At 55.0% G+C, this 14,544-nt stretch carries 15 protein-coding genes and 2 tRNA genes; 8 read left to right on the forward strand and 9 right to left on the reverse strand.

All coding sequences use genetic code 11. The annotated features are described in order from the left end of the window. Nucleotides 1-4 precede the first annotated feature (4 nt). From fabF to I2E77_RS07690, 4 genes are all read right to left on the reverse strand, one after another. Nucleotides 5-1,240 (reverse strand): beta-ketoacyl-ACP synthase II, encoded by a 1,236-nt coding sequence (gene fabF, locus I2E77_RS07675; RefSeq protein ID WP_195450955.1) that lies wholly within the window; start codon nucleotides 1,238-1,240, stop codon nucleotides 5-7. Between the two features lie 318 nt (nucleotides 1,241-1,558). Next, on the reverse strand, nucleotides 1,559-1,861 hold the full coding sequence (locus I2E77_RS07680; protein WP_243252564.1) for a helix-turn-helix domain-containing protein: 303 nt from the start codon (nucleotides 1,859-1,861) through the stop codon (nucleotides 1,559-1,561). A gap of 92 nt (nucleotides 1,862-1,953) precedes the next feature. Then, complete coding sequence (locus tag I2E77_RS07685; RefSeq protein ID WP_243252565.1) at nucleotides 1,954-2,136, reverse strand: helix-turn-helix domain-containing protein; 183 nt, start codon at nucleotides 2,134-2,136, stop codon at nucleotides 1,954-1,956. 130 nt (nucleotides 2,137-2,266) lie between these two features. Next, nucleotides 2,267-3,544 (reverse strand): PepSY1/2 domain-containing protein, encoded by a 1,278-nt coding sequence (locus I2E77_RS07690; protein ID WP_087234660.1) that lies wholly within the window; start codon nucleotides 3,542-3,544, stop codon nucleotides 2,267-2,269. A gap of 172 nt (nucleotides 3,545-3,716) precedes the next feature. On the opposite strand from I2E77_RS07690, the gene murD reads away from it, so the two are divergent. The 7 genes from murD (at nucleotide 3,717) to I2E77_RS07725 (ending at nucleotide 9,980) form a co-directional block, all read left to right on the forward strand. Further along, the gene (murD, locus tag I2E77_RS07695) at nucleotides 3,717-5,111 is read left to right on the forward strand and encodes a UDP-N-acetylmuramoyl-L-alanine--D-glutamate ligase (protein WP_191363077.1); all 1,395 of its coding nucleotides are present in this window, start codon (nucleotides 3,717-3,719) and stop codon (nucleotides 5,109-5,111) included. Between the two features lie 169 nt (nucleotides 5,112-5,280). Then, the gene (locus I2E77_RS07700; protein WP_195450957.1) at nucleotides 5,281-6,300 is read left to right on the forward strand and encodes a M28 family peptidase; all 1,020 of its coding nucleotides are present in this window, start codon (nucleotides 5,281-5,283) and stop codon (nucleotides 6,298-6,300) included. Nucleotide 6,301: 1 nt separating this feature from the next. Beyond that, nucleotides 6,302-7,327 (forward strand): M42 family metallopeptidase, encoded by a 1,026-nt coding sequence (locus I2E77_RS07705; protein ID WP_191363075.1) that lies wholly within the window; start codon nucleotides 6,302-6,304, stop codon nucleotides 7,325-7,327. Beyond that, a complete protein-coding gene (locus I2E77_RS07710; protein WP_195450958.1) occupies nucleotides 7,324-8,076 on the forward strand; it encodes a GNAT family N-acetyltransferase in 753 nt (250 codons plus the stop codon). The genes I2E77_RS07705 and I2E77_RS07710 overlap by 4 nt, the downstream gene beginning before the upstream one ends. After that, nucleotides 8,073-8,258, forward strand: coding sequence for a DUF6440 family protein (locus I2E77_RS07715; protein ID WP_087234665.1), 186 nt, complete (start codon nucleotides 8,073-8,075; stop codon nucleotides 8,256-8,258). Before I2E77_RS07710 ends, I2E77_RS07715 begins: the two co-directional genes overlap by 4 nt. Beyond that, nucleotides 8,251-8,712, forward strand: coding sequence for an NUDIX hydrolase (locus I2E77_RS07720; protein ID WP_195450959.1), 462 nt, complete (start codon nucleotides 8,251-8,253; stop codon nucleotides 8,710-8,712). The genes I2E77_RS07715 and I2E77_RS07720 overlap by 8 nt, the downstream gene beginning before the upstream one ends. Then, nucleotides 8,709-9,980 (forward strand): methionine gamma-lyase family protein, encoded by a 1,272-nt coding sequence (locus tag I2E77_RS07725; RefSeq protein ID WP_195450960.1) that lies wholly within the window; start codon nucleotides 8,709-8,711, stop codon nucleotides 9,978-9,980. The genes I2E77_RS07720 and I2E77_RS07725 overlap by 4 nt, the downstream gene beginning before the upstream one ends. Nucleotides 9,981-10,190: 210 nt before the next feature. Here the strand turns inward: I2E77_RS07725 and I2E77_RS07730 are convergent. Beyond that, a tRNA-Pro gene (locus tag I2E77_RS07730) sits at nucleotides 10,191-10,266 on the reverse strand. A gap of 214 nt (nucleotides 10,267-10,480) precedes the next feature. On the opposite strand from I2E77_RS07730, the gene I2E77_RS07735 reads away from it, so the two are divergent. Further along, nucleotides 10,481-10,565 (forward strand) — tRNA-Leu (locus tag I2E77_RS07735). 375 nt (nucleotides 10,566-10,940) lie between these two features. Here the strand turns inward: I2E77_RS07735 and I2E77_RS07740 are convergent. The 4 genes from I2E77_RS07740 to I2E77_RS07755 all read right to left on the reverse strand — a co-directional run bounded on the left by I2E77_RS07740 (nucleotide 10,941) and on the right by I2E77_RS07755 (nucleotide 14,540). After that, nucleotides 10,941-11,468 (reverse strand): GNAT family N-acetyltransferase, encoded by a 528-nt coding sequence (locus I2E77_RS07740; RefSeq protein ID WP_087234668.1) that lies wholly within the window; start codon nucleotides 11,466-11,468, stop codon nucleotides 10,941-10,943. Nucleotides 11,469-11,921: 453 nt separating this feature from the next. Next, nucleotides 11,922-12,116 (reverse strand): hypothetical protein, encoded by a 195-nt coding sequence (locus tag I2E77_RS07745; RefSeq protein ID WP_140400383.1) that lies wholly within the window; start codon nucleotides 12,114-12,116, stop codon nucleotides 11,922-11,924. Nucleotides 12,117-12,223: 107 nt separating this feature from the next. Continuing rightward, nucleotides 12,224-12,985, reverse strand: a complete 762-nt coding sequence (locus I2E77_RS07750; protein WP_195450961.1) for an ATP-binding cassette domain-containing protein — start codon at nucleotides 12,983-12,985, stop codon at nucleotides 12,224-12,226. Nucleotides 12,986-12,995: 10 nt separating this feature from the next. Further along, nucleotides 12,996-14,540, reverse strand: a complete 1,545-nt coding sequence (locus I2E77_RS07755) for an ABC transporter permease/substrate-binding protein (RefSeq protein WP_207738218.1) — start codon at nucleotides 14,538-14,540, stop codon at nucleotides 12,996-12,998. Between the last annotated feature and the right edge of the window lie 4 nt (nucleotides 14,541-14,544).

Genomic DNA, 14,544 nt, shown 5'->3' on the forward strand with positions numbered 1-14,544 from the left:
CGCCTCATTTCTCGTATCGGGAAAGAATGATACTGGAATTTTGTCCGCCAAAGCCCAGGGAATTGGACATGGCGGCTGTGATCTCGACCTTGCGGGCCGTATGGGGTACATAATCCAGGTCGCAGTCCGGGTCTGGGGTATCCAGATGCAGGGTGGGCGGCAAAATGCCTTCCTGGATTGCTTTGATGCAGGCGATGGCCTCGGTCAGGCCGCCCGCGCCCATCAAGTGGCCGGTTGCGGATTTGGTTGCGGAGACCGGCGGGGCCGTTTCGCGCCCACCGAACACGGCCTTGACCGCCAATGTTTCAGCCTTGTCGCCGAGCGGCGTCGAGGTACCGTGCGCATTGATGTACCCGATGTCGGAGGGCTGCATCCCGGCGCGCTGCAGCGCACGCTTCATGCAGGCCGCAGCACCCGCACCATCCGGGCAGGGCGCCGTGACATGGTGTGCATCCGATGTGTTGGCCCAGCCTGCCAGCACCGCGTGAATCGTTGCGCCGCGCGCGAGGGCGTGCTCTTCGGTTTCAATCAGCAGCGCGCCGCCGCCTTCCCCGATGACAAAACCGTCCCGGTTGAGGTCAAACGGGCGGCAGGCATGGAGAGGATCGTCGTTGCAGCGCGAAAGCGCCTTGGCCTGCGACAAGCCGGACACCACGATCGGGCAGAGGATGCTCTCCCCGCCAACCGCAAGGACTGCGTCCGCCTCGCCCGCGTTGAGCAGCATGGCAGCGACCATCATCGCGTCGCCGCCCGCGGAACAGGCCGTATTGAGGGTCATGCTCGGGCCATGGATGCCGCGCGCGATGGCGATCTGCGCGGCCGCAATATTGCCGATGGCCATGGGCACAAAGCGCGGGCCGACGCGGCGGCCTGCATCAAACGCCTCCTGGGTGTGCGCCACCGTGGTCACGCCCGCCATAGCCGTGCCCATCACAATGCCAATCCGGTCGGACTCGGCTTCGATGGGAAAACCACTGCTCTCCAATGCCTCCTGCGCCGCAGCATAGGCAAACTGCATGAACGGGTCCATGGTGCGCGCAAGCGTCTTGGGCATGTGATCGGCCGGATTGAAATCCTTCAACTCAGCTGCAATCTGTACGGGCAAATCAGACGCATCAAAGCGCGTGATCGGGCCAACACCGCAACAGCCTTCGATCAGCGCATTCCAATAGGCGGTTACCCCTATGCCGACCGGCGTGACCGCCCCCATGCCGGTGATTACCAATGTTTTTTCTTTCATGCCAGTTCCCCATTCCTCATTTCCCCTGAAATTTGCAGCAGTCCGCGGAGGCCTTGAAATTCATCGGTCCGCAGGCGGCTCTGCATGGAAATCGGCGCCAAACGGCTGGCCGGCCACTTCCCCACTCTGCAAAGAAAAAGCTGATTTTCCCCCGGGGACATTGCCGGCTAACCGCTGTTCTGATACTATTACCCGTTATTATAACAGAAAAGTATCAAAAATAAAAGAAGAATCGCTGGATAAGCCATACGAAAACAAAAACCTTCCCCAAAGCGGGGAAGGCAATAGCGCCGCCGGTCCCGGGCGAACACGCTCTATTTACATAATATCGATCAGCTCGAACAATACCCGTTTTTGCTTCTCTGAAAGGGTCGCCCACTTTGCAAACAACGCCCGTTGCTCCTCCGTCAATTCCATCGGCTCCTTCCCTTCGGAAAAGAATTGTGCCAGGGTCATTCCAAACGCTTTGCAGATCGCTTCTAATGTGTATAGCGTTGGAGCATTATTCCTCTTAAATAAATTGCTGATCGTGGATTGTGGCAGATTTGCCATCTTCGCTAATTTATATTCACTCCATCCCCGCTCTTCCATAAGTTCGCGGATGTGTTGCTGAACGTCCAACCCATCACCCTCCATCGGCAACGATTCTTTCTTGCAGGGAAGGCGTCTTCCCACAATCTAAGCGAAGAATGAAAAAATTCTTTCTTCATTAATCACATGTCTTCTTTTCCATCTTCCAGGTACTCGACCAATTCCCCCGGCTGACATTCGGACATGCGGCATAACCGGTCCAATGTTTTCGTGGGGATGGGTTGATCGTGCCGGATTCCCTGTAATGTCTGCGGATCAATCCCTTCGTTTGCCAAGTGGTAATAGGAAACATGCCGGTTCACCATAAGGCTTCGCAAAGGGCGGTAGGAAATAGCCCCGGCTTAAAGTGACAGGGGCTTCGATGATCCCATTATAGTGATTATAAGCATGATCGTCAATGAGAAAAAGCGTGCGGCAATCCCGCACGCTCTCCCCCTATTTCACCAGTACCCCGGAATCCGACTGCATCAGAATGAAAATCTGCTCCTCCATCCCGGTGGAGGCGTTGATATAGACCAACACGCGGTCCTCATTTTCCCCTGTGCATTGGAATTCGTAGCACAACACCTCGTTTAATCCCGGCGTGGGGATGAGCGCCAAGGAACCGCTCTCCACCTTGAGCCGGGGGCTGACGGACTTCTGCGCCTCTTCCTGCGTGATTTTTGGCGTGAGTTCACCGCGGTCCGTGTGATTCATAATATAGCCGGTCGCATTATACTCGACAATGCCGCCGGTGTCCAACGCCACTGCCACCTTCACCAGATCGGGATAGCACGTCACGCCGTCCTGGGAATAGGCATAATTGATGGTGCAGATGCCGTCGTTGATGACATAATAGCTTTCCTTCATGTTTTGGATGCCCTTTGCCTCCAAAAAGCCCTGCGCGGCGGTGCGCGCCCCATCCGCATCCAGCCGGATTTCCCCGATCTCCCGGCCATCCGTCATCGCGCTCACCACGCCGCCCGCCTTTGTCACGGAGATCCGGATGGTGCCGCAGTCGAAATTATAGGTGGGCAGGCCGCCGGCGCTGTCCTGGGTGTGGGTCAGTTTGTCCTGTGTAACGCCGAGGAACGACGCCGCGTTGTTCTGGGCGTTGCCCTGTGGCACCTCGCTCTGCCCCGCCAGGAGCTTTGGCTCCTGCTGGCCGATGTGGTCGGAGAAGGGGCCGTCGTAGATCAACGAGGGGTAGTCCGTAAAATCGTCCGCTGCCTGCTGGAAGCTGGCGTCCACCGGCCCGGCGTCAAAGTCCGGCTGGATGCCGTCCAACCCCTCTTTCAGCTTCTTTGCGTACTGCTCCAGGTTTTCCATGGAGGCATATTCCTCCTCGCTGATGCTGCCCCCTGCGGAAATTTTGGAGGACAGCGCCATGGAGAAATCGCCCACCTGCGAGATAAACTTATTCACGTTGGCAAGGTTGCCGCTCTCCAGCGGCAGAATCCCCAGCGCCGCCTTCGCCATGCTGGTCTCCCGCATCAGCTTTGCCGCAAGGCCGTTCTGCTGGGTGGGCGTATTGGCGTAGATGCTCTTATTCAATGTATTTTCGATGTTGTCCACGCAGTCGCCCAGGTCTGTCACGGCCCGCTGGTAGTTGTAGTTTAAATTCATCTTGTATTTGGACGCCTGCATGTAGCCGCTCACCGTCGTGCCCCCCAGCACCAGGATCACGGCAACCAACGCAAGGGACAAAAACAGCACTTTCCGGTTTTTTGTCATACAATTCGACCGCCCTTCCTGTTTTGTGGTCATGGGATGTGGTTATTTTTAGCAGCGGTTCGCCCGATTATACGGAATTTGGATTGCGAAACGATTTGCTGCGCGCTATAATACTACTGCTGAACGATTTCCAAATAAAAACGGTGCAAAATGATCAGACGGGGGCGGTTCGATGGACAGCAGAGTAGAAGCATTTTTTGATTCGGTCAAAGGCAAACGGGTGACCTTTTGCGGCATCGGCGGCAGCAATCTGCCGCTGATTTCGCTGTTTCAGGAAAAAGGGGCCGTGGTGTCGGCGCGGGACCGGCGCACACGGGAAGCACTCGGCAAGACGGGGGACGATCTGGAGGCCCGCGGCGTTGCCCTGCATCTCGGGGAGACATACCTGCAAAACCTGGATGAGGACATCATCTTCCGCACGCCCGGCATGAAATTCACCTTGCCGGATCTGGACGCCGCCCGTGCGCGCGGCGCGGCGGTCACCTCTGAGATGGAGCTCTTCTTCGACCTGTGCCCCTGCAAGATCTATGCGGTGACCGGCAGCGACGGAAAGACCACCACAACCACCATTGTCTCGGAATTTTTAAAGGCGGCCGGGAAAAAGGTCCATCTGGGCGGAAACATCGGCCGGCCGCTTCTCCCGGAGATTGAGCGCGTCGCGCCGGACGATGTCGCGGTGGTGGAGCTCTCGAGCTTCCAATTGATCTCCATGCGCAGGAGCCCGGACGTGGCGGTGGTGACCAACCTGTCGCCCAACCATCTGGACATCCACAAGGATATGCAGGAATACATCGATGCCAAAAAGAACATCTTCCTGCATCAGAACGCCTTTGGGCGGACCGTTTTGAATGCAGACAATTCCATCACCGCAGGCTTTGCGCCCGAGGTGCGCGGGCAGCTTTACACCTTCAGCCGGAGGGGGCGCTGCGCCTATGGCGCTTGGGTCGATGAAGCGGGCCGCATCCTGCTCTCGCAGGGGAAGGACGACACCTATGTGATGGATGCGTCGGAGATCAAAATCCCCGGCGCCATCAATGTAGAAAATTATCTGGCGGCCATCTGCGCGGTCTGGGGCGACGTCCCCATCGACATCATCCGCGTGGTGGCCCGCAACTTCGGCGGCGTGGAGCACCGCGCCGAATTGGTGCGCGAGCTGGACGGCGTGAAGTGGTACAACGATTCCATCGGCACCAGCCCGACCCGCACGGCGCGCGGCACCCTCTCCCTGTACGACCGCAAGATCATCCTGATCGCCGGGGGATACGATAAAAAAATTCCGTACGACGACCTCGGCCCAGTGATCGTGGGCAAGGTCAAAACGCTGGTCCTGATGGGCGCAACCGGCCCGAAGATCGAGGCCGCGGTAAAAGCGGCCCCCGCCTATGAGGAGGGCAGCCCCAAGATCCTCCATGCCCGCTCCATGGAAGAGGCTGTGGCGATCTGCCGTGCCGAAGCGCAAGCGGGCGACATCGTGTCCCTCTCCCCCGCCAGCGCGAGCTTTGACCTGTATGCCAATTTCGCCGAGCGTGGAAACCACTTCAAGCGCTTGGTCAACGCGCTCAAATAATACAATCCTAATATATAGAATATCATTTATACAAATTGTATAAACTGTGTGTTTTCGATGGAAATCGCGGTCGTTCTCCAAACCGTGCAAATCCGTCTGGTGATTATAATCATCCGTAATAAATTTAATAAATTATACAAATTGTATCGTATCAAGCAGGAGGAATACCATGACCGAGGATTTACAGGAACTGCTCTTTGCGCTCTGCGCAGCGCCCGGCACGCCGGGCGACGAATCCGAAGCGGCCAGGCGCGCCGCATGGGAGCTTTCCGACTGCGGCGAAACCGAGATCGACCGCATGGGAAATGTCATCTGCCGCATGGGGAACCAAACCGCCCAACAGCAGATTCTCTTGGACGCCCACCTGGATCAAGTGGGCCTGATCGTAACCCGTATCGAAACGAACGGCTTTTTGCGCGTCGACCGCTGCGGCGGCACGGACCGCCGGGTCCTCCCGGGCAGCCCGGTCACCGTGTTTGGCAAGGAACCGTTGACCGGGATTGTCTGCTGCATGCCCCCGCATCTGACCGAGGGCGGCGAGGACAAGGTGGAGTCCGTGGACCGGATGGCCATCGACCTGGGGCTTTCCACGGAAGAGGCGCAGGAACTTGTCTCCCCCGGCGACCGGGTGTTGGTCCGCGCGCCGCAGAAGCGTCTCCTGGGCACCCGCATCACCTCCCCGGCCCTGGACGACCGCGCGGGATGCGCCGCATTGATCCGCTGTGCACAGCTTTTGCGCAATCAAACGCTCTCCTGTGGGCTCACCATCCTGTTGAGCAGCCGCGAAGAGGCCGGCGGCCAGGGCGCACAGACCGGCGCCTACTCTTTGGAACCCACGGAGGCCATCGCGGTGGACGTCAGCTTTGCCGCCCAGCCCGGCGTTGACCCGGCAAAATGCGGCAAGCTGGGCGGTGGCCCCATGATCGGCATGGCGCCCATTCTCAACCGTCCGATGACAAACCGGCTGATGGAGCTCGCCAAAGAGCACGAGATCCCCTACTCCATGGAGATCATGGGCGGGGAAACCGGCACCAACGCGGACGAAATCGCCGTCTCCCGCACCGGCGTCCCCACGGCCATGGTGTCCATCCCGCTGCGCTACATGCATACGCCGGTCGAGGTGATCGACACCCAGGACGTGGCGTATACGGCGCGCCTGCTGGCGGAATATGTGAAGGGGGTGGACTGAAATGGCGGATCTGGCACTTTTGGAGCGTCTCTGCTGCGCACGCGGCATCTCCGGATGCGAGGAGGAAATCCGCGAAATCATTCTGGAGGAAATCCGTCCGTATGCCGACTGCGTGGAGGTCACGCCGCTCGGCAATCTTCTCGCCTTCAAAAAGGGGGCGAACCGCGCTAAGACCAAGTTGATGCTCAACGCCCACATGGACGAAGTGGGGATGACCGTCACGTATATTGAAGACAACGGTTTGCTCCGCTTTGCCACGGTGGGCGGCATCGACCGCCGGGTGCTGTGCGGCAAGCCCGTCACCGTTGGAAAGGGCATCCCCGGCGTGATCGGCGCAAAGCCCATCCATTTGCTCACCAGCGAAGAGCGGGAAAAATCCGTCCCGGTCAAGGATCTCTATATCGACATCGGCGCGCTCAGCCGCCAGGAGGCGGAGGAGGCGGTTTCCCCGGGCGACCCGGTGACCTTCGACTCCCTCTTCGACACCGCGCACGGTATGATCAAAAGCCGCGCCCTGGACGACCGCGCAGGCTGTGCCATCTTGATCGACCTGCTCAAAAAGCCGCTGCCCTACGACATGCTGTTCGCCTTTGTCGTGCAGGAGGAAACCGGGCTGAACGGGTCCAAAACCGCGGCGTATATCGCGGACCCCGACGCCGCCATCGTGGTGGAAAGCACCACCGCCGCCGACGTCGCAGGTGTCCCGGAGGACAAGCAGGTCTGCCATGTCGGGAGCGGCCCGGTCCTCTCCTTTATGGACCGCCGCACCATCTACGACCGCGCATATTACCAGATGGCGTTCGACGCGGCAAAGGAAACCGGCGTCTCCTGCCAGGCAAAACAGGCGGTGGCCGGAGGCAACGACGCGGGGGCCATCCACGTCTCGCGCGGCGGCGTCCGCACGGTGGCGGTCTCCCTGCCGTGCCGGTATCTGCACTCCGCTGTCAGCCTCATCTCCCAGAAGGATTTCCATGAGGCCGAAACGCTGATCGAACGGCTGGCGGAAAAGATTGCAGGCGGCGAATGATTGCATTTGTAGAACACCCCGAGGCGCTCGCCTCCTTTTCGGGAAACGCCTTTGCTTGCCGCATCCGCGCCACGGCCGCTGCGTACGGCTTTGCTCACCCGTTCGCACGGTTTTGGGTGCAGGGCCGCGGGGCAGCCCTATGCCTTCTGGACGATGTGATGATCCTGGACGCGCGCGCCGGTGCGGACTTTGACGAGCTGGCCGCCTTCCTCCCCGCTGCCGGGGCGCGGACCGTGCTCTGTTCCGCCGAGGCAGCCCGGGCGCTGCCGTTTCCCCGCCGCGCCACAGGGGAGATCATGGCGTTACGAGAGCGGGCTGCCCCTGTGGAGGAAGCGGAAATCCTCTGGGACCCCAGCCCCCGGCTGTTATATCCCCTTTTACGTGCAAGCCAAACGGCCAGCTTTCTCCCGCCGCCGTTTGAGCCGTTTTATCTCGACCTCTCCCACCGGACGCGCCACGGGGCCGCCCGCTCCGCCGCCATTCGCGCGAGGGATTCCCTGGCCGCCTGTGCCATCTGCTCTGCAAAAACGGAGGAGGCGGCGGTATTGTCCGCGGTGGCTGTGCGGCCGGATGTCCGGCGCCGCGGGTTCGGGGCGCGGGTTGTCCTCGCTTTGGCGGCAAGCCTGCCGGTGGATACCATCTATATTTTCCGCGCTTCGGGGGAAAACGAAGCCTTTTATCGAACACTTGGATTTACTGGACACAGCCATTTTGCAGAGCTGGATGTCCAAGAAAGGAACAACCTATGAAAGAAAAACGTTTTGAAGTGGTCTTTTCCCAGGGAACCATGGATGTCGTTCGGATCCTAGTGGACCAGGTGACCGGTGTAAACTATTTGCAGGTCTGCAACGGATATGCGGGAGGGTTGACCCCCCTGCTCGACCGCGAAGGAAAGCCCGTCATTTCGCCGGTGAAGCCGTATCATGGCTGACATGCCGGTGATTTCCTTTTATCCCCGCCTGCCGCACGGCGCCTCCCCGCTTTTTTCGTTCGTACTGGCGAAAAAGGACGCAAAATGGGTTCTCTGCCGGCAAAAGGCGCGGACAACCTGGGAATTCCCCGGCGGGCACATCGAGCCGGGGGAATCGCCGGAGGCGGCGGCGCGGCGTGAGCTCTGGGAGGAAACCGGCGCGGTCCGCTACCATCTGGAGTACCTTTGCGCGTATTCCGTGGAGGGCGATCCGATCGACGGTGTAGACAAAAATTACGGCGTCCTATATACCGCAACAATTGAAACTTTTGAAGAACTGCCGCCCATGGAGATGGCGGAAATGCGGCTCTTTGCCGAATTGCCAACAAATATGACGTATCCACAATTGCAGCCTAAGATGGCGCTCTATGCGGAGAACGTCGGGAAATGGAAGAAGGAGAAAGGAACCCCATGATTTACCCTGCATTTCAAATTGATTCACGCATCCAGGATGCGGCAGCCCGCGCGATGGAAAAAATTTCCCCCGTCCTGAAAGGCATCGACGATACAACGGACTACAACCAGCAGAAGATGCTGTCCGCCTTCATTTCTTCCGGTGTGAGCGAAAGCCATTTTGCGGCCTCGACCGGATACGGATATGGCGACCGGGGCCGCGAGGTGCTCGACCAGGTCTATGCCAAAGCGCTCGGCGCGGAGGACGCCCTGGTGCGCTATAATTTTGTGAGCGGCACGCATGCGCTCACCGTTGCGCTCTTCGGCGTTTTGCGTCCGGGGGATACCATGCTCAGCGTGACCGGCCTGCCCTATGACACGCTGCGCGGCGTGATCGGCCTGACCGGGGATGGGAACGGTTCCTTGAAGGAATTCGGCATCCGCTACGAGCAGGTCGATCTCTTGCCCGACGGCACGCCGGACTATGCGGCGATCGCCCAGCGCGTCACCCCCTCGATCAAAATGGTCTATATCCAGCGGTCGCGCGGCTACAGCCTTCGCCCCTCCCTCTTTGTGGAGGACATCGAACGCATCGCCAAAATTGCCAAGGAGAAGGCGCCCAATTGCATTGTGATGGTGGACAACTGCTATGGCGAATTCGTCCAGCGCGACGAACCCACCAGCCACGGCGCCGACCTGATGGCGGGTTCGCTCATCAAGAATCCCGGCGGCGGCGTTGCCCCCACGGGCGGCTACATCGCCGGGCGGCGCGACCTGGTGGAAAGCTGCTCCTACCGGCTAACCACCCCGGGAACCGGCAAAGAAATCGGCTGTACGCTCGGCAACAACCGCGAACTGTTTATGGGTGCGTTCCATGCGCCGCATGTCACGGGCGAAGCGCTCAAAACGGCTGCGTTTACGGCCGCGCTCTTCAGCGAGTTCGGCTACGATGTAACGCCCAAGCCCGACGAGCCGCGCGCGGACATCATTCAAGCCGTCCTCCTGCGCCGGGAAGAGGCCCTGATCGCCTTCTGCCAGGGCGTGCAGAAGGGCGCCCCCGTGGACGCATTTGTCACGCCGGAGCCATGGGACATGCCGGGTTATGACTGCCAGGTCATCATGGCCGCAGGCGCCTTCACCCTGGGCGCGAGCATCGAACTCTCTGCGGACGCGCCGCTGCGCGAGCCCTATGCCGCCTGGATGCAGGGCGGGTTGAATTTCCACAGCGGGCGCCTGGGCGCTATGCTCGCGGCGCAATCCATGTTGGAGCGGGGCATTCTGGAAGCATAGTGGTGAAATCTGTTTAAAAAATGATTTGAAAAAACAACCGGGAATGCCATGGATTTTTTCATTGGCATTCCCAATTCATATCGACATCTATATCGGCAGCATTCCCCATTGCGCCAAAGAATTTCAAATATATACACTACTCATTTGGCCTTATACAGAAATAAGTTTTAAGATACAAAAAAACGGAGAACCCTACAAGAGTTCTCCGGTTGGTCGGAGTGACAGGATTTGAACCTGCGGCATCCTGCTCCCAAAGCAGGCGCGCTACCAACTGCGCTACACCCCGATTGAAAAACAACATCTATTTTTCGGTTTTCTTATCGCAATGATACACAAATTATGTAAGCACATAATAAAGTGTATAGCTTTATTATTATAGTGAAAACCACATAGAAAGTCAATATCTCCATGGAAAAGACTTGCAATTTAAGGAAAGGTTCGTTATAATGAGTAGCGTAAATTTACAGAAGAACTCTATATTCCGATAAGATTTTGTAAATGCGGGTGTGGCGGAATTGGCAGACGCACAAGATTTAGGTTCTTGCGCTGCAAAGCGTGCAGGTTCAAGTCCTGTCACCCGCACCAGTCGAGCCTGGACGCAATTCGCGTTCCAGGCTCGGTTTTTTTATTATGCCTTTTCGCTCGCGTTTGTAGCGGGTCTTTTTTGTAGCGTAATCCCATGCAGAGTATTATTAAAGGATCTAAAAAGTTCTTTTGATAATACTCCTCATTTTTTATTCCCTAATCTATATAGCGGTCTGTGCGGGGGCGTAGCTTAATGCTACGCCTTTTCTCGTTTCCAAAAGGATGTCCCGCTCGGGGATTTTCCGGTCATCCGGCACCTATCCAAGAGAAGTCCAGCCAGATATAATGGGCAGACGAACCATGGTGGAGCCCGGAATGGTGGTTGTCGCAGCGGAAGAACTCGATATTATGGTTAAAATAGAAATTAAAATCCGGCTACTTCATTTCTTTTTCAAATCTAAAGAAATAATTGTTCTCTTTTGGGATGTTGCCTGCGGTTTCACTTATTTGGTGTGGGTCTTTGTGTTTAGGATTAAAAAATTCTACAATCTTAAAGCCACAACGATTTACATAAAAATGGATATTTCGCTTATCATAATATGGAGTATGCGTCTCCCAAATTCTTGTTTCAGGATGTAATTCTTCAATTGCTTTCCATATTTTAAATCCGTTTCCAGTATTCTGTGCGTCTGATTTCACATACAAAAGATGGAGTGAGTTGTAGCCGGTCGTATCATCTATAACGACGATGGTTCCTCCGACCCTTTCTCCATCGATTTCTGCAATATAGGCTTCAGAGCCTTTCGTGTTAAAAGATTCTTCTATATCTTCTATGGGAAGAATTGTTTTTTCATATTTTCCAAACTCTGATACATAAGAGTCTTGAAAAGCTTCTTGTATTTCACTTACGAATGTGTTCTTGTCTTCAATGGTAATGATTGGTCTTAAATTTATTTTGTTCATACTTCCTTGTTCTCCTTAAATTTTATAGTGCATTTCATCAAAGAAGTATGCCTTTATTCTCTGCCGCCCCAATCAAATAGTTTCATCGTTTCCCACTCCAAATTCCACTTTCATGATCCACGCTCGCAAAAACATCGATTTTTCAAGGCTCCACACCTGTTTTCCGTTCAAACCTTATCTGTTTGCCCTTGTTTTGCCCTACGAGCTGAAACAAGGGCATCTTTTATTCTCCGTTGGGTCCCCTATCCAGTAGCCTTGCGGAAGTACGCTCCCCTTGTGACGTGAGCGTAGATGTCCATTGTGGCGCTGACATCCGAGTGTCAGAGAAGTTTCTGGACATCTTTCGGCTTTGTGCCGCCGGAAAACAGATAAAAAGTTCCTTTCTATCCGTGGTAATCGGGATTGCGACATATGGCGTGTGTAAAGTAATTGTGCCATTTTCGCCAGTGAAAGTCAACTGACATTTTTACTTGTCAAGCTGCCATACAATTTTTTGGAAAATGTTTCTTCAACTTTTTCCACTATCCCGAAAAGTGCGCCCATCGACATTCTTGTGCGCCCCTCATCGCGAATATGTAAAATTCCGTTTGAAAACCGTTTTATATCCTCAACCGGTATTTCCATCTTCTTGCGGTATACCTGCTGCATGATTGCCCCGGACTCCATAGCGTACCGCCCAAGGCGACTCTTCTAGCCCTTGTCCTCCGCCACACGATCCCCCCCTCCATAGCGTCGGCTAAATAACCGTATACAGATCAATCATCTTGTAGCGAGAAGCCGCTGGTGCGGCACTCTCCTTTTACAAGTTCCTTTACAAATTCCGTTGCAGGACTCCGAAGCAGATCCCCAGGCTTTGCAAATTGTTCCATTTTGCCGTTGTTCATAACAAGCACTTTTGTGCCGAGCCTCAGCGCTTCGGAAATATCGTGGGTAACAAACAATACGGTAATACCTGTCTGCCCATGGATCCGCTTCAATTCCATCTGAAGCTGCCCCCGCGTGATTTCATCCACCGCACCGAACGGCTCGTCCATTAAAAGGATCTCAGGGGACGCTGCCAAAGCGCGGGCGATACCAACCCTTTGCTGCTGGCCGCCGGAAAGTTCGGACGGATAGCGGTCCTTCAAATCTTCTGAAAGCCCCACGATTTTCATCCATTTGGATACGGCGTTTTTTGTCTTCCCTTTATCCCGCTTGTTTAGCAAGTTTGGAACGTAAGCGATGTTTTGCTCTACCGTCATATGCGGAAACAGCACACTGCCCTGAATGGCATAGCCGATATTTCCGCAGAGTTGTGTCTGATTTTTATTGCGGATATTTTCACCGTCAACAAATATATCCCCCGAAGTCGGCTGCACCAAACCGTTTACCATTTTGAGCGCCGTCGTTTTGCCACAGCCCGATGAACCGATAATCGTTACAAACTCGCCTTTTTCTATGGAAAGATTAAAGCCCTCCATCACTACCTTTTCGCCGTATACTTTTTTAACATTCTTAAATTCAATCTCTGTTTTCATCTCATCCACCTCACTGCAAAAGGCCATGGTTTTGAAGGAACCCTTCCGCTACCTCTCGCGGCTCTTTGCTTTCCGTTTCAACGGCATAGTTCATTGCGGCCATATCCGCGTCGCTAATCAGCCCGTTCAGCTTTTCAAATACGGCTTCTAATTCCGGGTATTCCTCAAGCACGTCTGCGCGAATCACATTCCCGCAAATATAGGAAGGATAGAAATGCTTGTCATCTTCTAAAACAACCACATCTGAAGCCGACAGTTGCCCGTCTGTTGTAAAAATCACCATCACATCGATCTTTCCCTGGCGGATCGCCTGATATTTGAGCCCAATGTCTAAATCCATTGTTTTGCCAAAATCCAGCCCATAGGTTTCACAAAGGGCGTCATAGCCATCCTCGCGTTCGAAGAAATCATATTCCGCACCAAATGTGAGATCGCCTGCTACAGATTTGAGATCGGAATAGGTTTTAAGGTTATATTTTTCTGCAATTTCACGGCGGACAACCAAACCATACGTATTGTCAAAGCCGTACATCCCAATCCAATCCATATGGAATCGTTCGCTATATTCATTTTTCAATTCACCGAATAAATCTTCGGTATATAAACCGTCGTGTTTGAGGACCGCATTCCAACCCGTGCCTGTGTACTCAGGATACAGGTCGAATTCCCCGCTCTCCATTGCGGGCTGGATATTCGATGTCCCGCCGCCGACCCCCTGCGTCAGCTCAACATTCAAATCTGTGTCCTGCTCGATCAGGATGTCCAGCATTTCACCGAGGATATATTGTTCCGTCATCGGTTTTGTGGCTATATGTATGGTGTCTTTCTGCGGTATATGGATTATGGCGCCCCCTACAATGCCCAAACAGAGGACAGCCGCAACGGCAGCCATCATTTTGTTGGTTCTCTTTGCTTTTGCGCTGTGTCTCCGGATACGTTTCTCAATGAAACCAAGGATAAAATCCATTGCAAGGGCAAGCAAAGCAATCAGCAAGCTGCCGGCCATTGTCATTGCCGCATTATTGGTCGTAATGCCCCGGTAAATCGCGACCCCCAACCCCCCTGCACCAATAAAAGAGGCAATACCTGCAAGGGCAATTGTCATCGTCACCATATTGCGAACCCCCGACATAATCACTGGCATAGCAAGCGGGAGTTTGATCTTAAACAAAATCTGCGCTTTTGTGCTTCCCATACCTTTCGCCGCTTCCAAAATAGAGGGGTCTACATTCGTAATACCCGTGTGCGTATTGCGTACCATCGGCAGCAATGCATACATAGCCAGCGCTATAATGGCCGTTGCATTGCCCACACCTGAAAAGGGGATCAAAAAACCGAGCATAGAAATGGACGGTATCGTATACAAAAAATTGATCACGCCTAGCGCCGGCCTTGCGGCTTTTGGGAATTCACTGATCAGAATCCCTACAAGCCCTCCGAACAGTATGGCAATCAAAATAGAAACCAATGCTATTTCCAAATGCTCTAGCAATAACTCCCAGAAAAAATCTGCTCTATCCGTAAAAATAGACAACATATCTTTTAACACGTTCATCCCC

This window comes from Anaeromassilibacillus sp. 1001302B_160321_C8 (assembly GCF_015554745.1).
Lineage (GTDB): Bacteria > Bacillota > Clostridia > Oscillospirales > Acutalibacteraceae > Anaeromassilibacillus > Anaeromassilibacillus stercoravium.